Source organism: Pseudorhizobium halotolerans (assembly GCF_902153235.2).
GTDB classification, from domain to species: domain Bacteria; phylum Pseudomonadota; class Alphaproteobacteria; order Rhizobiales; family Rhizobiaceae; genus Neorhizobium; species Neorhizobium flavum.
This window is the reverse complement of the sequence record NZ_CABFWE030000016.1, coordinates 233,216-253,514: the sequence shown is the minus strand read 5'-3', so window position 1 is coordinate 253,514 and position 20,299 is coordinate 233,216. Positions and strand designations below refer to the sequence as shown.

Annotated in this window: 14 protein-coding genes; 12 read left to right on the top strand and 2 right to left on the bottom strand. The window is 59.5% G+C overall.

The genetic code is table 11. The annotated features are described in order from the left end of the window. Positions 1-505 precede the first annotated feature (505 nt). Positions 506-5,110, bottom strand: a complete 4,605-nt coding sequence (locus FN060_RS21530) for a RecQ family ATP-dependent DNA helicase (RefSeq protein ID WP_244665927.1) — start codon at positions 5,108-5,110, stop codon at positions 506-508. Positions 5,111-5,416: 306 nt separating this feature from the next. On the opposite strand from FN060_RS21530, the gene FN060_RS23325 reads away from it, so the two are divergent. After that, positions 5,417-5,665: a hypothetical protein gene (locus FN060_RS23325; protein ID WP_244665907.1), complete on the top strand. Its 249-nt coding sequence runs from the start codon at positions 5,417-5,419 to the stop codon at positions 5,663-5,665. 535 nt (positions 5,666-6,200) lie between these two features. On the opposite strand, the gene FN060_RS21525 is transcribed toward FN060_RS23325, so the two are convergent. Beyond that, positions 6,201-6,917 (bottom strand): GntR family transcriptional regulator, encoded by a 717-nt coding sequence (locus tag FN060_RS21525; protein WP_142589972.1) that lies wholly within the window; start codon positions 6,915-6,917, stop codon positions 6,201-6,203. Positions 6,918-7,044: 127 nt separating this feature from the next. Here FN060_RS21525 and FN060_RS21520 point away from each other — a divergent pair, with 127 nt between their 5' ends. The 11 genes from FN060_RS21520 to FN060_RS21470 are packed head-to-tail and all read left to right on the top strand — an operon-like array spanning position 7,045 to position 20,274. Beyond that, positions 7,045-8,088 (top strand): zinc-dependent alcohol dehydrogenase, encoded by a 1,044-nt coding sequence (locus tag FN060_RS21520; RefSeq protein ID WP_142589971.1) that lies wholly within the window; start codon positions 7,045-7,047, stop codon positions 8,086-8,088. Then, positions 8,085-9,113, top strand: coding sequence for an NAD(P)H-quinone oxidoreductase (locus tag FN060_RS21515; RefSeq protein ID WP_142589970.1), 1,029 nt, complete (start codon positions 8,085-8,087; stop codon positions 9,111-9,113). The genes FN060_RS21520 and FN060_RS21515 overlap by 4 nt, the downstream gene beginning before the upstream one ends. Beyond that, entirely contained in the window at positions 9,110-10,855 is a 1,746-nt protein-coding gene (locus FN060_RS21510) for an acetolactate synthase catalytic subunit (RefSeq protein ID WP_210310743.1), read from the top strand. Before FN060_RS21515 ends, FN060_RS21510 begins: the two co-directional genes overlap by 4 nt. Before the next feature lie 42 nt (positions 10,856-10,897). Then, positions 10,898-12,100 carry an ABC transporter substrate-binding protein gene (locus tag FN060_RS21505; protein WP_052637073.1) on the top strand — a complete coding sequence of 401 codons (1,203 nt, stop codon included), beginning with the start codon at positions 10,898-10,900 and terminating at the stop codon, positions 12,098-12,100. Positions 12,101-12,157: 57 nt separating this feature from the next. Then, positions 12,158-13,045, top strand: a complete 888-nt coding sequence (locus FN060_RS21500) for a branched-chain amino acid ABC transporter permease (protein WP_052637072.1) — start codon at positions 12,158-12,160, stop codon at positions 13,043-13,045. 50 nt (positions 13,046-13,095) lie between these two features. Further along, positions 13,096-14,853 (top strand): branched-chain amino acid ABC transporter ATP-binding protein/permease, encoded by a 1,758-nt coding sequence (locus FN060_RS21495; RefSeq protein WP_244665926.1) that lies wholly within the window; start codon positions 13,096-13,098, stop codon positions 14,851-14,853. Beyond that, positions 14,840-15,544: an ABC transporter ATP-binding protein gene (locus tag FN060_RS21490; protein ID WP_142589968.1), complete on the top strand. Its 705-nt coding sequence runs from the start codon at positions 14,840-14,842 to the stop codon at positions 15,542-15,544. Before FN060_RS21495 ends, FN060_RS21490 begins: the two co-directional genes overlap by 14 nt. A 1-nt stretch (position 15,545) precedes the next feature. After that, entirely contained in the window at positions 15,546-16,355 is an 810-nt protein-coding gene (gene fabG, locus FN060_RS21485; RefSeq protein ID WP_142589967.1) for a 3-oxoacyl-ACP reductase FabG, read from the top strand. 45 nt (positions 16,356-16,400) lie between these two features. Then, positions 16,401-17,246, top strand: a complete 846-nt coding sequence (locus FN060_RS21480; RefSeq protein ID WP_142589966.1) for a shikimate dehydrogenase family protein — start codon at positions 16,401-16,403, stop codon at positions 17,244-17,246. Then, on the top strand, positions 17,243-18,667 hold the full coding sequence (locus FN060_RS21475) for an FAD-binding oxidoreductase (RefSeq protein WP_142589965.1): 1,425 nt from the start codon (positions 17,243-17,245) through the stop codon (positions 18,665-18,667). The genes FN060_RS21480 and FN060_RS21475 overlap by 4 nt, the downstream gene beginning before the upstream one ends. Further along, complete coding sequence (locus tag FN060_RS21470) at positions 18,667-20,274, top strand: GMC family oxidoreductase (protein ID WP_142589964.1); 1,608 nt, start codon at positions 18,667-18,669, stop codon at positions 20,272-20,274. Before FN060_RS21475 ends, FN060_RS21470 begins: the two co-directional genes overlap by 1 nt. The last annotated feature ends 25 nt before the right edge of the window (positions 20,275-20,299 follow it).

Genomic DNA, 20,299 nt, shown 5'->3' with positions numbered 1-20,299 from the left:
TGAAGAGATAATGTGTTGGTTACCCCAACCCTCTACCTCGGAGAGCCAGTCCTCGATCATCGGCCTCGTCAACGTTCCGGCGTCGATGGCCGCAAGGATGTTCTTAGAGAAGTCGGCCTTTTTCGTGCCGATCTGTAGCTTGTGCTTGCGCAATAGCTCTTTGATAAACTCATTGCCTTGCACAAGAATGATTGAGCGAACAGCATCCTTTAGCTGTTGCTTGTCCGACTCAGCGTCCGCATCCGCCATTGCACATATCCCCCAATAGATGCGCACATCATTCTGTGCGCGATGGAGTAGTTTTTCACGCAATACAGCCGTGCGAATTCGAAGGTCGTCACTCATCCGGCTGTAGCGTGTTGCGGACGAGGTCTGCTTTCAGGACCAGCTAAGGATACTTGAACGGCCGGAATGGGGCGCGGAAGCGACCATCCCCGCGATGACCGCGGGAGGGTAAACTTCAGGCCAAAAGCGGAAATTGCTTCCGCTTCAGTAATCGAAGGTCTCAAACGGGCTCAAGCCTGATCTCTTGTCCGAACACAAGCTCCGGCACGACCGCCTCCCAAACATCTCGTTGAAGATGCGCCCGGAACTCTTCCCGGTTGTCGGCCCTGCGCCACCGTACGATGGCACCGACCTCGCCGCGGAGGAAGTTGAGACCTTCGGGAGGCGACCAACTTTTGGCCATGCGTCCGAGCGCTTGTCCCCGAGAATCTTGTATCATCCAAGTGGGGCCATCGCGCACGATCTGAAGTCGGTCTCCTACCTTTGCCGCCGAGATTGCGGCAAGCGAGGGATGACCGGCCCCGAGGCGTCCGGCCCACGACAGGTCCACAGTTTTGAGGTTCGGCACTTGGTATAGCGCAGCGGGAAAATCGACGGCATCAGCAATGGTTGGCGCGGCGCGACGCAGCACATACTCTTCGCCGTGCGGCACGAAAGGATGCTGTCCATCGGCCAATATGGAAAGGCTACGTCGCGCTCTCGTCATCGCCACATAAAAGAGTCGCCGCGGCGCGTCGGCATCCTCGCCCTTGGAGGGCCGGTCCCAACCGCCATTCAGGATGACGACATCGTCGAACTCCAGGCCTTTCGCCCGATGCGCCGTCAACAGCAACAGGCCATGCTGATCGCCGCGGGCGTCATTGCTCCATTCGGCGAACCACTCGACAAGATCAGGCACAGGCATGGCTTTGTTCGCTAGCTCTTTTGCCAAAGCGGCAATGCCTTCGCCAATCAGATCAGTCCAGCGATTGGACGGTATCGCGTTCAGCACGCCCACCAGATCACGGACACCCAGCAGACGTGTATTATCGCGGCGTAGGACGTCGATGAACTGCTGCATTTCGCGCAGACGCCAGATGCTGGGCAGGCTCTCGTTAGCCATCTCCACCGGAATGCCCAGCGTTTCGGCATAAGCGCGAACCGGAGCCAACCTCCGCCAGTCGCGAGCGATGATTGCCGCACGCGACCAACTCCACTCCGGATCAAGGCGCGATAGTCGCACGAGTTCATCGATCGCGGTCATCGCCTGCGCATTATCGCCGGATGGGCAGTCCAGCACTTGCACACGCCCACGGGCCACCGGATCGAGTGCCTCCATCTCGCCGCCCGGCGGAGCCTTGCTGCGCTTGCGATCGATGGCAATGTCGTGACCGGCTTTCATACGGGCGGCGGCCGGCGCGATGACTGCATTGGCCGCAGCAACGATGTGCGCAGTCGAGCGATAGTTCTCGACTAGGAACATCGGTCGTGCGCTGTAGTCGGCTTCGAACTGACGGATGAAGCGGATGGACGCCCCCGCGAAAGCGTAAATATTCTGATCATCATCGCCCACCGCAAACAGGCTGAGCCTAAGCTCCTTATCGTCAATCGAGCGGCCTGCGACGGCCGAGATCAAAGCATATTCCTCGGGGCCAATGTCCTGATACTCGTCTACCAGGATCCAGCGGAAGCCTTGAATTAGTGTATCACGTTGTGCTTCAGCCTCCGGCTTGCTCAGTCCTTCCCCGTTCAACTGGCGCACGGCTTCCATAACGATCCCATCGAAGTCGGGGGACGTCTCGCTTGCCGTTCCGGCAAAGCTCGCCCCCACCAGTCGCATCGCCAATGCGTGGCAGGTGGATATGGTCACCGCAGCCGCATCATCGCCGATCAGATGCCGCAGCCGGATGCGTATCTCGGCAGCGGCATGACGGTTGTAGGTCAGCACGAGGATGCCGCGCGGGTCCTCACGACGGACACGGATCAGGTAGGCGATGCGATGCACCAGAACGCGCGTCTTGCCCGAGCCCGGCCCTGCCAGAACCAGGACGCTTGTTTGTTCGCGGTCGTCAGCGACAATTTCCTGCTGGACCGGATTCTTCAGCGCCTCGACGATCGTCTTCCAAGAGCTGCCAGTAGTCTGACGCCGGATCTCACCAACCTTGCCGGGCATCCAGCGGCGCAGAAAGGCGTCGCGCTCCAGCACAAAGTAGTCCTCGGACAGCCGCAGCGCCTGTTCCATCGCAGCAAGGCCCTTTTCTGCATAGGCCGCCATCACATGGGTCTGGATTGTCTGCTCCGCGTAGTGATCCTCAAGCGGTTTGAAATCCTTCACGGTGAACTGGCCGCCCGAGGGGTTCAAATGAACCGTCATCGCTTGCCGAAAAATCGTCAGTCCCTTGCCGAGTGCCACCACTTCCTGCTCGTGCAGCCACAGGAGTGCGCGTTCCATCAGTTTTGTCATGTCCTGAATGCCGCTGCCGCGCAGCAGCGCGTCTCCTGTCAGGGTGGCGAGCAGGTCACCCATCGTGGTTTCGACCTGGATGTCCTTGCCGCGGCTACCCTTCGGCAACTTACCCAGAAGGTGCCCTAACAATCGTTCCGCCCCCTGCTGACGCAGGGTTGCGGTCTGTTCCAACGCCTGCCAGGACCGTTGCAGCGTGACCATCAACGTGTTGCGCGAAGCCTTGCGCAGTCGCAGATTGCCCTTGCCACCATCCTGATCGCGCCCATCGCGGCCCATGCTGCGCAATAGCTTTTCCACGATGTCGGGCCGCACTGCGTTGTGCCCCTGGTTACGGAGCAACTGGCAGGTTTCAGCCAGATGCAAAGGAATGTCTCCGGCACCTTCCGCATCCGGGGCGGCCTCCCGCATCAGGGCGATCAGCGCCGTTTCAAGCTGCGCGGCCTGCTTCAGACGCTGCTGCGAATGACCGTCCACCGCAACATGGACAAATATCGTGACCACGACGTCGTTGCGGGCGATCCCGAGCGCCTCGAGATCTGCCAATGCCTTGTTCAGCATACCACCTGTGAGTCCACTGATCCCGGCCAGCTCGTCGGTGGAAATGCCTTGATCGGGCGGCGTGTTCATCAAGTGGTGCGTGATATCCAGAAGCTGCTTACGACGGGTTCCGGTGATGGCGGCTCTGGTCAGGATCGCCTCGGCTTCTTCCAGGTTGCGGATCCTGAGCGATGAGGGGAATACCTGAACCTTGTTCTCCTCGCGGCTCAGCAGCGTGGCTTCCTCCAGCCATGACACCGCGGTCTTCACCCTGGTGTCGTCGGTGTTGGTGTCGCGTTCAAATTCCTGATCGCGTTCAGCTCGCACGACTTCGCCCGAGGTGGCAACGACTGTGCCAGTCTTTTTCGACCGCTCGTCAAGCCGCCGCAGGGCCTTCAGGATCGCGCCGATTTCGTGCCGGGCCAGACGCGAGCGGGCAGAAAGCGAGAACTGGCGCTCGACGTCCTCCTCGGTGAAGAGCAGAACGCAATTGGCATGGGCACGGTCACGGCCGGCTCGCCCCGCTTCCTGCAGATAGTTCTCCAGTGATCCGGGAATGTCGCCATGAACCACCAATCGGATATCGGGCTTGTCGATCCCCATGCCGAAGGCGTTGGTCGCAGCAATAATTCGCAGCTCGCCGACGCGAAATCGTTCCTGAATGTCACCCTTCTCCTCAGGTGTCAGCCCGGCATGGAACCGTTCCGCCGGCAGACCCTGCTGCTTGAGGAACTCGGCTACTCGCTGTGTCTCGCTTCGGGTGGCGCAGTAGACCACGGCACCAGAAGCCCCCTCCTGTGGTAGCTTTGTCTCGATCACATCGAGAATGTCCGCCAGCTTGGTGCCGCGCTGCGTTGCCCGGACCTCGAAACTGAGATTGGTGCGCACTGCGCCACCGTCCAGCAGCAGAAGTTCGCGTCCGAGCCATGACTTGAAATGATCTCGTATGTCCCGCACCACTTCTGGCTTCGCGGTGGCGGTCAGGCAGAGCACCTGAGCGGGCGTTTCATCGCCCGAAGATTCCTTGATGAAGCGGCTGACATAACGGTAGTCAGGTCGGAAATCGTGGCCCCACTTCGACACGCAATGCGCTTCGTCCAGCACCCATAGCCCGATCTCGCGCTGTGCCAGGACGGATCTCACCGAGTTGCTGCGCAACTGCTCGGGTGAGATCAGCAGCATCGCAGCCTCTCCCATGCGCACACGATCCAGTGCATCCTGACGCTCGGGCATCGAAAGCATGCCGTTGACCGTTACGGCAGAGGATATCCCTGCCCGCGCCATGCCCTGCACCTGATCCGCCATCAATGCGACCAGCGGCGAGATTACCACCGTCATCGCGCCGGTCTTGTCGAACTTTGAGAGTGCGGGGATTTGATAGCAGACCGATTTGCCGGTGCCGGTCGGTAGAATACCGAGAACACTTGCCCCGCGCATCGTCTCATCGACGATCCGCTCCTGCAGGCTGCGACCCATGTCATCGACTGGCTCAGCGCGGAAGGCATCGAACCCGAACCAGCGCGACAGCGCACGGACAGGATCGTTGTTCTCGCTACACCAAGTACAATCCGAGCTATTGCAATTGGTGTCCCGTAGATGCCGCACGATTAGCGCAGCCTCGCGGAACTGCGCCCGTACCCAAGGCGGCATGACGGAATCCCCGCCCGCGACCAGTATCCAGGACAAAGCATAGGCCATCGGCCAACCGAGCTGAGGATTAGAAAGACGGTCCAGCGTCTGCTCGAGCCTTCTCTGGCAGGCGCGACCCGCCAGAAGCCGGGAAATCGCTTCTTGTGCTGCAAGAGGATCGGGTGCGTGAGCCCCGCGAACCTCCCGAAACACTGCGTCGAACCCACCTGAATTCTCCGTCCTCGTCGCAAGGAAATGAAAGGCCGCAATGGCATCGGGCTGGTCGGCGTTCTGCTGCGTCAAAGCCGCGAGTTGATTGCGCAGCACCTGAAACACCAGTCGCGCATCCAGTTCAGGATCGTTGACATGACCCGCTTGCAGACGCCCGTCATGGTAATGCTTGACCAAGTGATGGTAGGGATTGCGCGGAAATGCGAGGGGATTGAGCCATAAAGTGTCTATCGGTGATCGCAGAAGATTCGCCAACCCAGGCCGCACCGCGAACAGATGAGGCAAGTCATGCCGAAGTATGTTGTGGCCGAGCAGATTCACACCTTCGGTTGCTTCTGTTTCCAAGCGGTCGAGGGCTATCACGAGATCGCGTTTTTTTGCCAGGATCGGGGGACGATTATCATCTCGCACCGCTGCAAAAGCGAAGATGCTTGCGGTTGCAGGATCAACTTCCAGGTCGATCGAAACGCAACTCTGCAGCAGGAGTTGGTAAGGCTCAGCCATGTATCAAGTTTTATTCACGTCATGAAACGATGAGCGATCATGGTCGTGTGTTTGGCGAAAGGTCAACGTTCAAGTTGTGGGACACAGAAGCTTTGCAGGATGGCCACGTGTGCGGGTCAGTCCCATACTGTGCCACTACAAAGTCTGCGTTGAAGGCGCGAGGCCGCAGGGCTTGTTATGGCCGCCTGACCACAATCATCACGTCCGCACGCGGAAATTATAGCCGCTCGCCCGCCCTGTTGACTGATGCCAAAAGCCAGGGCACAAAGGTGGCATCCAAGGTCGCTCGCGATTGGAAAACAAAGAGACTTTCAAGGCCCACTCGATAAGCCCTTGAAATCATGTGAGAATCCAGGTTGCCCAGGCAAGCCGTTTTTGGACCCACTCCTCCACTTCAATCGCCACAATTCCCCACCAAGAAAAGTGACGTCATTGCAGCTACTTGCTTGATTTGACCGCTGAGAGTCTGACGGTTCTGGCGGAAGATTGAGTATCCTCACGATTGGCTGGGGACCCTACCGCGTTGGTCATGCCCGCAGGAATGCGCCTTCAGCGAACAGGTGCTCCATCAATCCGTTTTGTCCGCCGCCTTCACATGCGCAAGAAGCCCTTGTCCGCCTCGGACAATATCTTCCTTGATGGCGGCCTCGGCTGCCGCTGCATCACCGGCCTTCAGTGCAGCGATGATCCTCTTGTGCGGATGCGGTTCCCAGTCGGGCAAGCCACCGTCGTACAGGTGTGATAAGATCGGGCCACAGCGCATCCACAGGCCTTCCACGATATCGTAGGTGATGGGCATTCGCCCTGAACGGCAGAGCCCGAGGTGGAACTCCGTGTTCAGAACGATTGCCCGTTCGAATTGTTGAAGGCGATGACATTCCGATATTTCTGAATGAATCGCTTCTAAGGTGTTGATCTCGGCTTCCGTGGCGCGTTCGGCCGCCGCCGCAGCCGCCCGTCCCTCCAAATCGACGCGGATACTGCGGATCTCAACAAGCTCCTCTAGGCTCAAGGTGGGAACGACGACGGTGCCTCGTGCGTCCAAAGTGAGCGTCTTCTCGCTGACGAGGCGCAGCAAGGCTTCGCGCATGGGGGTCGCGCTGATCCCAAAACGCGCCGACATCGGGCGCAATCTTAATCGCTCGCCCGGCTTCAACTTGCCGTGCATGAGCGCGTTCTTGAGGTCAGAGTAAGCCCTTTCGCTCAGGTTTTCCTTGACGAGCGGGCGAGCCCAGTCCCCCCCCTCCCCGGTCTGCTCATAATTCTGCACCAGCCGTCTTGACACCCGAGATCCTTTAAGAAAAAGTGTTATAACAAATTACATATAGCACCAAAGATGTTCAAGCGAAGCTTATTTCTCGCATGAACTTGGACGAGGAGGTCCAATTAAGGTGCGGTCGGAGGAGTGACATTTGCTTGCCTTTCGTAAGACGACGCCGGCTTTCGGCGCCGATATCGTTACAATCCCCGAGCCCACTTTGCCAGCAGCAGGCATGGCGACTGTCGCGGTGGCGGCAGCCGGGATCTGTGGCAGCGACATTCACGCCTATGAGTGGACGCCAGGCTACGAGTTCATGGAAGCATGCCTGCCCCTGACGCTGGGGCACGAGTTCTCTGGCGTCGTCGAGGGTGTCGGTGCAGGCGTCCTCGATATTGAGATAGGTGACAGAGTGGTATGCTGGCCTACGATCGCCTGTGGCAAGTGCCTCGCATGTTCGTCCGAACGCCCTCAGGATTGCACCGATCGGCGCATCATCGGCCTTCACGTTGATGGTGCCTTCGCCGGGCGTGTCACCGTCCCCGCGTTCAACTGCCGAAAGGTGCCCGATAATCTTCCATTAGATATCGCTGCATTGGCAGAACCGCTTGCGGTTTCGGTTCACGCCGTGAATGTCGCGGAGATTTCGGACGGTGACCGAGTTGTCGTTCTAGGCCCTGGTCCAATCGGACTTGGTATGGCTTTCGTCGCATCCCAACGCGGCGCCGACGTGTTGATCGCTGGTTTCAATGATGATGTGCGCCTGCAACATGCGCGGGATCTTGGCATTGCTGGCACCGTAGATCTCGCAACTGAAACACTCGCTGAAGCGGTTCAACGACATTTTGGTCGGCCGGTTGACCGCGTCCTGGAAGCCACTGGCATCAGCACGTCTGTGGCGGAAGGTCTCGCCATTCTTCGTTCCAGCGGCATCTTCGTCGTAGCAGGCATTCACTCGCGTCCTCTGGAGCTCGACCTCACCCGGTTTGTGCGTGAGAAGAAGCAACTCCGAGCAGCTCATGACACGACCAATGAGGCGCTCCTGGAGGCAATCTTGCTCTTGGCTGAACACACACACCTTCTGTCGACTCTAGCGACACACCGCCTCCCCCTTTCACGAGCCGCCGAGGGGTTCGAACTCGCCCGCAGCCGAGAGGCCGTCAAGGTCCTCCTAATTCCTGAAGGACAACACGTATGACCTCTACTTTGCGAGCCGTAATTTCCAGACAGCCGGGTGGACCGGAGGTTCTGGAATTGGTCAACCGTCCATGCCCGAATCCTGGTGTTGGAGAGATGTTGGTACGTGTCCGTGCTGCGGGCATCAATCGGCCCGATGTCATGCAGCGGCAGGGCAACTACCCACCACCTCCCGGAGCTTCTGACGTTCTGGGACTGGAGCTTGCCGGTACGGTGGAAGCGGTTGGCCCGGACGTCCGTGAATTCAAGCAGGGTGATCGAGTGATGGCACTCGTTCATAGCGGTGCCTATGCAGATTGGGCGATCGTTCAGGAGGGGGCCACGCTACCAGTTCCAGACAGCCTTGACTTCACTGAGGCTGCCGCATTCCCGGAAACGTTCTTTACGGTGTGGAGCAATGTCTTCGAACGGGCTCGCCTGGCAGCGGGTGAGACGATCTTGATCCACGGCGGCACATCAGGGATCGGGACTACGGCTATATCGCTGGCGAAGGCGTTAGGATCGCAAGTGATCACAACGGCGGGCTCGGACGAAAAATGCCAGGCCTGCCTCGACCTGGGAGCGGACGCGGCGATCAATTACCGAACGCAGGACTTCGTCAGCGAAAGTCGACGTCTAACCGATGGGCGTGGTCCGGATGTCATCCTGGACATGGTTGGCGGTGACTATATCGCCCGCAACTTGGAAGCGGTTGCCGTTGATGGCAGGATCGCGCAGATCGCTTTCCTCGGAGGCGCGAAAGCGGAGGTGGACTTCACGCCACTGCTGATGAAGCGCGTCACCCTCACCGGATCCACGCTTCGTGCTCGTCCAATCGAAATGAAAGCGAAGCTCGCCAAAGCGCTACGCGAAAAGGTCCTGCCACTCATTCAGGCAGGCAAGGTGAAGCCGCTAATCGATTCCGTCTTCGCCTTCGAAGACGTCCGAAATGCACATGCCCGCATGGATACGGGCGCACATATTGGGAAGATCGTTCTTTCCATGCCGAACGGCGAAGACACGCCACAACAGGGAGCAAAGGCATGAACATGGTCGCCAATCATCCGGTCAAGTCCGCCGGCAGCAACATGACCGGAGCCCATCTTCTGGCGGCTGCACTTCAAAGGCATGGCGTGAAGGAAATCTTCGGTCAGAGCATTCCCTCCGCACTATTTCTCGCGGCCCCGGACTATGGGATCCGCCAGATCGGCTATCGCACGGAGAATGCAGGCGCTGCCATGGCGGACGCCTATGCCCGCACCTCTGGCAAGGTTGCCGTTGTCACTGCCCAAAACGGGCCTGCGGCCACGCTTCTCGTTCCAGGTCTTGCTGAAGCATTCAAGGCATCAATTCCTATGGTGGCAATCGTACAAGATGTGTCGCGCCGGTTCACCGACAAGAACGCCTTCCAGGAACTCGATCATTTCGCCTTGTTTGGCGGGGTCGCAAAATGGGTGCGCCGGGTCGCCGATCCTCAACGCATCGATGACTACGTCGACATGGCGTTTACGGCAGCCGCCAGCGGTCGCGCCGGTCCTGCGGTGCTGCTGGTGCCACTCGATGTGCTGGACGAGCGACCTGATCTTGATCCTGCGGCGCCGCAACGTTCGGCCTCGCTCGGCGCCTTCCCGCTCGACCGGACTGTCGCTGATCCGGAACGGATAGCGGCCGCAGCCGACCTGATTGCCGCTGCCAAGGCGCCGATCGTCATCGCCGGTGGCGGGGTACATTCCTCCCAGGCGTGGGCGCAACTGGAAGCCGTGCAAGCGCTCGGCCTTCCAGTTGCGACCACGGTCATGGGCAAAGGCGCGGTGGCCGAGGGCAACCCACTTTCCGTAGGCGTCGTAGGCTACTTCATGGCGCCGCGGGGCCGCTCATCCCACCTGCGCTCATTGGTCACTGAAGCCGACGTCGTCATCCTCGTTGGCAACCGGACGAACCAGAACGGTACGGATAGCTGGTCGCTCTACCCGAAGAACGCCACCTATATCCATATTGACATCGAGAGCAGCGAAGTTGGTCGAAACTATGAGGCTCTCCGCCTGGTCGGGGATGCCAAGCTGACGCTTGCTGCGTTGGAAGCCGAGCTGAGGAAGCGGGACCTCTCGGCCGTTGCGTCGAGACGCTCGAGGCTAGAAGCCACTATCGCCAGCGGACGCACGGCCCACGACGAAGACATGAAGCGTCTCGTCGACATGGATGCGGCTCCTCTTCGCCCGGAGCGTATTCTTGCCGACATCGACGCTGTTCTGACCCCGGAGACCATCACGGTTGCCGATGCAAGCTACTCGTCGATCTGGATCGCAAACTTCCTTACGGCCCAAAAGGCCGGGCAGCGCTTTCTCACGCCGCGAGGCATTGCAGGGCTCGGTTGGGGGCTACCCTACGCAATCGGTGCGAAGACGGCCCGGCCGGATGCACCCGTGATCTGCCTTACGGGCGACGGCGGCTTCGGCCATGTCTGGTCGGAACTGGAAACCGCGCGGCGCATGAAGCTGCCAGTCGTGGTGGTCGTGCTCAACAACCAGATTCTGGGATATCAGAAACACGCAGAGCTTAGCCTCTTCGGCGACTTTACAGACGTATGTGACTTCGAAGCCGTCGATCACGCGGCAATCGCGCGTGCCGTTGGCTGCGACGGCATCCGTGTTGAGAAGCCATCGGACTTCCTGCCTGCGCTGAAGAATGCGCTAGCAAGCGGACAGACGACGGTACTGGACGTCATCACCGACCAGCGGGCCTATCCTCCAATCACCAGCTTCGAAGGCAAGGAAGCCCTGAACTACTAACCTACAGACCCATCAGCAACGACGTTTTCACGGGAGGAAACAATGAAACTGTCGTACCTAATGAAGACTACTGCCATCGCTCTGGCGTTGACCGCAACCGCGGCGCAAGCCGAAGTCAAATTCGGCTCGCTTTACCCGTTCAGCGGACAGCTCGCCCTTTTGGGTGAAGAGAGTGCGCGTGGTCTTGAACTGGCCGTAGAAGAAATCAATGCCGCCGGCGGCATTCAAGGTGAACAGATAACCTTGGTGCGAGGTGATGCGGTCGACAACAACCAGGCAATCGGCGAGGCGCGGCGCCTGACTTCGCTCGAAGGCGTCAAAGCCATCTTTGGCACCTATTCATCTGCACGCTCGATTGCAGCCAGCCAGGTGACCGAGCTGGCTGGTATTCCCTACTTCGAGCTTGGTGCTGTGGCCGAGGAAGTCACCGGGCGCGGCATGAAATACCTCTTCCGTACTAATCCCACCGCTGACGACATGGCCAAGATGATCATTCAGATGGTGGTAGAGAAAGTCGGACCCGGTATCGGCAAAGAGCCGGCTGACTTGAAGATCGCGATCATCCACGAAGACTCCAGCTACGGTACATCCGTTGCCGAGCGGCAGAACGCCTACGCCAAAGAAGCCGGTCTCAACATCGTGACGACCCAGGCCTATCCCGCGGCTATCGTGGACATGTCGTCCCTGGTGCTCGACCTGAAGAACCGAGAGGTCGATATCGTTCTTCAGACGTCCTACCAGAACGACTCGGTTCTCTTTCTGCAGCAGGCGAACGAGGCGGGGTACAAGCCTTCCGCCATCATTGGCGGCGGCGGCGGCTACTCGATGCAACCTACCGCGGACGCAGTCGGCCATGACGTGATCGAAGGCGTACTGGACGTCGACTTCACCCAATACACTGTCAACACGAGCTACACGCCTGGGCTGGAACAGTTCGTTGAGGCGTATCAGAAGAAATACGGCTCGGCTCCCCGTTCGGGACATTCCCTGAACAACTATGTGGGCGCAAAAGTCATTCTTGAAGCCCTTGGAAAAGCCTCCGACCTTGAGCCGGACACCATCGTCGACACCGTGAAGGCCATCGACATCGAGGCTGGCGTCACCGCTGCCGGTTATGGCTTCAAGTTCGGCGACGACAATCAGAACGAACGCGCTGAAATGATGGGAATGCAGTGGCAGGATGGAAAGCTGGTCACCGTGTTCCCGGATTCCGCTGCCATGACGCCAATCAAGCTGGGTGAGTAAGCCCTTCTGACGTGCCGGGCGGTCACCGCCCGGCACCTTTCTGTTCTGGAGAGGCCAATGAACACTTTCTTACAAGTTCTCACCAACGGGATCATGCTCGGCAGTCTATTCGCCATCGTCGCCGTGGGCCTGACCTTGATCTTCGGCATCGTCAAAGTCGTCAACTTCGCCCACGGGGAATTCCTCATGGTGGGCATGTATCTGACTTACGTCCTGACGACCTGGATGGGGATCCACCCATTTGCGACGGTTATTCTCGTTGCACCGGCCCTCTTTCTGCTGGGCGCCGTGACACAGCGGTTCCTGATACAGCCCCTGATGTCTGCCGACGACGATCACATACAGATCTTCGCTACTGTTGGACTTTCGACCGCGCTTATCAACCTGGCGCTGTTGGTCTTCGGTGCCGACATCGCTAGCACGCCGGCAAGTGGACTCCGAACTCCTCTGCAGCTCGGTCCTGTACGCCTGCTCTCGGGCCAGGTCGCCATCCTAGTTGCTTCCATTGCAGTTGTCGTGGTTCTCCAGTTTTTCCTTTCGCGCACCCAGACCGGGCGTGCCATCCGCGCCGTCGCCCAAAACCGCGCGGCTGCTCAGCTGATGGGTATCAATGTCAATTGGATCTACATCCTGACCTTTGGCATCGGCGCAGCCTGTGTGGGAGTCGCCTCGGTCCTCATCGCCCCGCTCTATCCAACCTCGTCTGGTATCGGCACATATTTCGTCCTGACCGCGTTCGTCGTGGTCGTTCTGGGAGGTCTTGGATCGATCGGAGGGGCCTTTGCTGGCGCCATGATCATCGGCCTGATCGACAGCTTTGCGGGATTTTACATCGGCTCCGACCTTCGTGAGGTCGCCGTCTTTGGCGTGTTCCTCTTGATCCTCATCCTGAAGCCGTCGGGCCTGTTCAGCTCGCGTCTCAACCTATCGCACGTGTCGCCATGACAGATATTTCCTCCACTTCCCCCAGACCGCAGGCAGCCTCCAATGGCTGGATGCTGAAGGCCATCCCCCTTGCGGTGATCCTTGCATCGCTGCTCCTCATCCCCGTCATGGTCGGCAACCAGTTCGTCTACCATATCTTCATCACGATCTGCATCTTCGCTGCCCTTTCAACAGCCTGGAACATTGTGGGTGGCTTTGCCGGCCAGCTTTCGTTGGGCCATGCCATCTTCTACGGGATTGGCGCCTACACCGGTGTCATCTTGATGAACATGGGGATCAGTCCGTGGATCGGGATGTTCGCCGGCGCTGCGATAGCCGTCGTGGCCGCAGTAATCATCAGCTATCCCTGCTTCCGCCTGCACGGTCCTTTCTTCGCTCTTGCTACCATTGCTTTTCTGGAAGTGTTCCGGGTTCTCGCCCTTCATTGGCGTGAACTCACTGGTGGCGCAACTGGATTGATGATCCCTTTGCAGATCGGTTGGGAATGGATGGTCTTTCGGGACCGGCTCCCCCAATTGCTCATCGCGTTCGGTCTGCTTCTGCTGACGCTGGCGGTCGCCTGGTGGATCCGCTCGCACAGGATGGGCTTCTACCTCGTTGCGACCCGCGAGCGAGAGTCGGCCGCACTGGCCGCTGGCGTTGGAACGATACGGGTGCGGCTCGCAGCCGTTGCGGTATCTGCCGCACTCACGGCCTTTGTCGGTACATTTCATGCCATGTATCTGACATTCATCGAGCCCGCTGCGATGTTTTCACTGCAAACGTCGATCCAGATCGCGATGTTTGCCCTGATCGGCGGCTTGGGAACCGTGTTCGGTCCCCTCCTCGGCGCTGTTCTTCTCGTACCCATCAGCGAACTCGCGCGTGGTTGGCTTGGGGCCCATGCGCTTGGCCTCCACGGCTTCGTCTATGGCGTCGTCTTGATGCTGGTCGTTCTGTTCATGCCGAATGGCCTGATGGGACTGATCTCTCGCTTCACGAAGCAGAGGCGAGAGCGGGGCGTGTCGGCAGGCACGATTGCCGCAAGCGCGGCTACGCCAGACGCAGGCCAGAGGGCACCGATCGGTTCCGACGTCATGCGTGTGGAGCACCTGCAAAAGCATTTCGGCGGCCTTCATGTCACCAACGACGTCGGATTCACGCTCCGGGAAGGAGAAATTCTCGGGTTGATCGGCCCAAATGGTGCAGGCAAGACAACCGTCTTCAACATGATTTCGGGCTTCCTGAAACCAGATAGCGGATCGGTAACTGTTCGCGCCGCCGACGGTAGCTGGCAAAGTCCTGCTACTCCTGGCGACTTCGCAACGATTGGCGTCGGCCGCACCTTCCAGATCGTCCAGCCATTCGCCGCGATGACCGTTGAAGAGAACATCATGGTCGGCGCGTTCCATCGATATTCCGATGTCGAAGAAGCCCGCGAAGTTGCGCGTGAGACGGCTGAGCGGATGGGACTTGGCCCCTGGCTCGATGCCGAGGCACGCGGGTTGACGATAGGCGGTTTGAAGCGGCTGGAAGTCGCTCGTGTCATGGCGATGAAGCCACGCATCCTCTTGCTCGACGAAGTGATGGCGGGGATCAACCAGACGGATGTTCGCCGGGCGATCGACCTGATGAAGTCCATCCGCGACAGCGGCGTCAGCATCGTTGCCATCGAGCACGTCATGCAGGCGGTGATGTCCCTCTCGGATCGCGTGATCGTTCTGAATTCCGGCAAGATCATCGCCGAGGGCGAGCCTCGCGAGGTGGTCAAGGATCCAGTGGTCGTCGAGGCCTATCTTGGAAAGGAATTCATCGATGCTCAGGCTTGAGAACATTCACGCCGGCTACGGCCCGACAACCATTCTTCACGATATCTCGCTGGCCGTGGAGGCCGGGGAAGTCGTCACCATTGTGGGCGCAAATGGCGCTGGCAAGACAACCACCCTTCGTACCATTGCCGGTCTGATCCGCCCAACCGCAGGCAAGATCACCTTCGAAGGTGAGGATGTAACCCGGCTTTCCTCGCACGAGATGGTTGATCGAGGCATCACCTTGATCCCGGAAGGGCGTCAGCTTTTCCCGGACATGACGGTCCAGGAAAACCTTTTGATGGGCGCTTATCGGAAGGCGGCGCGGCAACACAAGGACGCTGCTCTGGAGGAGGTCCTGTCGCTGTTTCCGCGAGTGCGCGAGCGTCTTGCCCAGAAAGCCGGATCATTGTCAGGCGGCGAACAGCAGATGGTCGCAATCGCCCGTGGCATGATGGCTCGACCCAAACTCCTGATGTTCGACGAGCCTTCTCTCGGACTTGCCCCGATCATCGTCACGCAGGTGTTCGATGTCATCGAGACGATTGTGAAGACAGGGGCAACCGTCCTGATCGTCGAGCAGAACGTCTTCCACACACTGAAGGCGGCTGACAGGGGCTATGTGCTCGAGAACGGGGAGATCGTCCTTGCCGACACGTCCGATGCGCTGCTCCACAACGACCATGTCCGTCAAGCATATCTGGGAATCTGAAATGTCTCATCGAGAAATCAATCCGGAAGAAATCGCCTACAGGCCGAGCCATGCTGGACGCCGCGTTCTGGTGACCGGCGCAGGGCGCGGCATCGGTCGGGCCATTGCGCAGCGCTTCGCAGCACGTGGCGCTATGGTCGGCGTTGCTGACATGAACGAAGCCGACATCAATGAAACGGTCCGGCTGATCGAAGCTGACGGCAAGGGCGGTGCCATCCCCTTGGTGCTGGATGTCGCGGATTATCCGTCCGTAGAGAAGGCACTCGGGGATGCGGCAGGCCGGATCGGCGGCCCCTTCGACACTGTCGTGAACAACGCCGGGATTTCGCCGAAGCATGAAGGCATCGCACACAAGGTCTGGGAGATGGATTCAGCGGAGTGGAACCGGGTCATCGCCGTCAATCTTTCGGGCTGCTTCAATACTATCCGTGCGCTTTCCCCCAGCATGCGGGAGGCGAATGCCGGCTGGATCGTCAACATGTCTTCGGTTGCAGGCAAGACATACTCGCCCATCGTAGCTTGCCACTATGCCGCAACGAAATCTGCCCTGATCGGCTTTACGAAGCATCTTGCCGCAGAACTCGGACCCTTCGGAGTCAGGGTCAATGCCATAGCGCCGGGCCGCATCGAAACCCCTATGGTTCGCGCCGTCGCCGGCGAAGTCAACGAGGAACAGGTGCGAATGACGCCGATGGGGCGATTGGGCGCCCCCGAGGAAGTTGCCGATCTTGCCCTCTACCTTACCTCGCCAGAAGCAAGCTTTGTGACTGGCCAGACCATCGACGTTGCCGGTGGCCTGTACATGACCTGAGGCACGCCGAGACGTGTCGCACAAGGCAATGCATAGGATCCTCTCATGACCTCTCCGATCGCCGCGGATCACAATGAGCTCTACCGGAGCTTCTTGCCGCCAGTCACAGGACGCACCCGCATCTACGGCATTCTCGCCGATCCCATCTATCATGTGAAGACGCCGGAAGTGATGAACGCCCTGCTGAAGTCGAAGGACGTGGATGCGGTGCTCGTGCCATTTCATGTCAAACCGGATGGCTTGAAGGAGCTTGTTGATGGTCTGCGGCGTATGGAGAACTTCGGGGGCTTCATTGCGACGGTGCCGCACAAGACGGACATGCTCGCGCTGTGTGACGAGGTCACGAACGCTGCGCACAACATCGGCGCCGTCAATTGCGTTCGCCGCGAGCCTGACGGTCGCATGGTCGGGGCCATGCTTGACGGTATCGGCTTTGTTGAAGCCTTGCGTGTTGGAGGCGCGGATCCGGCAGGGATGAGGGCCTATGTTGCGGGCGCGGGGGGAGCTTCCAGCGCCATCGCATTCGCCCTCGCCGAGGCAGGAGTGACCCACATCACAATCGCAAATCGGACCGTGAAGCGTGCAGTGAGCCTTACCGAACGCCTTAAAGCTGCATATCCGGCTCTTACGGTCGCAACCAATGCTCAGCGGGTTGCGGACCATGCACTGGTCGTCAACGGGACGTCGCTGGGAATGCGTTCCGGCGATGAGCCACCCTTAGACCTCTCACAGCTTCATCGGGATCAGCTTGTCGCGGATGCCATCATGGAACCCGCCATGACACCACTGCTTGAGGCGGCGAAGGCGAAAGGGTGCAGGATCTTTCCCGGCAAACCAATGCTGGAGTCCCAGATCGTGCTGATGGCGCAGCACATGGGTGCACTGGCATGACGAGCCGAACCGATCTTCTCTCGGCGCTCTCGGGCATCGTGGGCGAGCGATACGTCCTGACCACAGCAGAAGACACCGCACCTTATGCGACGGACTGGAAGCGAAGCACCACGGGGGTGCCAGCATGCGTGGTACGCCCTGCCTCAACAGCCCAGGTGGCCGCCATCGTCCGACTTTGCGGTGATTCTGGCATCAGCATCGTGCCCCAAGGCGGCAACACCGGCCTTGCCGCCGGGGCCATCCCGGACACCACTGGGGGCCAGGTCGTCCTTTCCCTGAACCGTATGCAGACGATCCGCTCGCTCGATCCGATCGGCATGACCGTGGAAGTAGAAGCGGGTGCGATCCTCCAGACCGTTCGCGAGAAGGCGGCTACTATGGACCGGATGCTTCCGATCGCCATCGCAGCAGAAGGCTCCGCTACTGTCGGGGGCGTGATAGCCACGAACGCCGGCGGATTGAATGTTCTGCGCTATGGGATGACGCGCGATATTACGCTCGGGCTTGAGGTCGTTCTTGCTGATGGTAGTGTATCAGACGGCTTGCGCCATCTGCGCAAGGACAATGCCGGCTACGACTGGAAGCACTGGTTTATCGGTTCCGAGGGTACTTTGGGCATCGTCACCGCCGCAGTTCTGCGGCTAGTGAGCGTTCCTCGTCACTCCGTCACAGCCCTCCTCAGCGTTAGCAGTCTTGAAGCCGCCATTTCGTTGTTCGGCCACGCCCAGCAGGAGATCGGAGAAGCGCTTTCAGCTTTCGAACTTATCTCTGCCAACTCTCTGGATCTCGTCAGCCGGCATGCGCATCTGAAGCCCCCTATCACCACTGGTGACTGGTTCATCCTTCTTGAAGGAGCCTCCAGTCTTTCCGGACTGCGCGACGCAGCCGAAGGTGTGTTGGCGGGCGGGTTCGAGAATGGCTGGGTTATCGATGGCGTTGTTGCGGAATCGGAGGCGCAGGCTCGGCAGCTCTGGGCTCTGCGCGAGCACGTCACCGAAGCGGAAGCGCGAAACGGCCCTAGCCTGAAGCACGACATATCCGTATCACTTTCGCACTTGCGCGAATTCCTGGATGATGCTGAGGCCGCTCTGGTAGATGCAGCTCCCGGAGCGAGGCTCAATATCTTCGGCCACTTGGGCGACGGCAATCTCCACTACAATGTCCTGTTCCGACCGGATCACGATCAAAAGGCAATCAACCGCATAGTACACGATGCCGTCGTCAAGCACGGGGGCTCCATCTCTGCGGAACATGGATTGGGGCAATATCGGGTGGATGAATGGCTGCGGCTTGCTCCCGAAAGCGACCTGCGCCTCGCTTCCACATTGAAGACTGCGCTCGACCCAAGTGGCCTGCTCAATCCGGGCAAGATCCTTCCTTTCTCGCTCCCACACACCAAAGCGATCAGGGGGGTGAACTAATGCAGCAGGATCGCGAGTCATTCGACTACATCATCGTCGGCGGTGGCACGGCTGGCTGCGTTCTTGCAAACCGTCTGACGGCATCTGGGAAGTACACAGTCCTGCTGCTGGAAGCCGGCAAGGCCGCGCGAAGCCTCTGGGTCGAGATTCCCGCAGGCTTCAGTAAGCTGCTCACTAATCCGGACTTCAACTGGCGCTTTCAAACCGAGCCGGAGGAGGCCACCGGCAACAGGGTCATTTCGGTTCCCCGCGGCAAGGGGCTCGGTGGCTCCACCTTGATCAATGGCATGATCTACGTACGCGGGCAGCCGCAGGACTATGACGGTTGGGCGCAACAGGGCTGCCGGGGGTGGAGCTTCGAGGAAGTGCTCCCCTATTTCCGAAAACTTGAAGACTACGACGGCCCAGCTTCGTCTTTGCGTGCGCGAGGTGGTCCGCTGCCAGTCACTGAAGTCAAGGAACGTCCGCTAATCGCCGAAGCGTTCATCTCTGCGGCGGAGAGCGCGGGCTACGAACGCAGTGCCGACTATAACGGAGATCGTCAGGACGGCTTCGGCTACTATCAGGTGAACCAACGACGTGGCCGTCGGGTGAGCGCGGCTGCTGCCTATCTTCAACCTGCCATGAGCAGACCCAACCTCGAGGTCAGAACCAATGCGCACGTAACGCGTATTCTTCTGGAGAACGGTCGGGCGACGGGCGTCGAACTGCGCCTGGGCAGCAGCTCCGTCGAGGTCCACGCTCGACGCGAAGTCATTCTGGCCGCAGGTGCTGCCCAGACGCCGCAGTTGTTGGAGCTGTCTGGCATAGGCGACCCACGGATATTGCAGCCGCTAGGGATTGAGGTGCGGCACTTTCTGCCGGGCGTGGGTGCAAATTACATCGACCATTTCTGCACCCGGATGAATTGGCGCGTGAAGCTGCCGGTCACCCTCAACGAGCAGACGCGTGGCCTAAAGCTCGGACTCGCGGTTACACGCTACTTCGCGACGCGGAGTGGCATCCTGACGCTCGGTACCGGGCTCGTCCATGGCTTCGTCCGGACCCGACCGGGCTTGGATGGGCCCGACGTCCAGTACTTCTTCATACATGCGAGTTACGCCAATGCAGCGGAGCGTAAGCTTGATCGGCTTCCTGGAATGACCATCGGCGTCACTCAGCTTCGGCCGGAGTCGCGGGGAACCATACATTCCAGATCTCCCGACCCCTTTGCGCCACCAGCCATACGACCTAATTTTCTAGCAACGGAGGAGGACCGTCGAGCTATCGTGGACGGAATGAAGGTCGCTCGAAGGATCGTCGAGGAGGCTCCCTTAGACGCTTTCCGAGACAGGGAGATGAGCCCCGGTCCTGAATGCAGGACGGATGAAGACTGGCTTAATTTCGCCCGACGCGACGGCCAGACGATCTACCATATCTGCGGAACCTGCCGGATGGGGGTGGACGAAGGTGCCGTTACCGATCCTGCGCTCAAGGTCCGTGGCATCGAGGGACTTCGCATTGCCGACGCCTCGATCATGCCCACCATGGTTTCTGGGAACACGCAGGCCGCTGTTTTCATGATTGCGGAAAAGGCTGCAGACCTGATCCTCGACGAGGCCCGCTAACACCACGATGCGCAAGACAACAGGA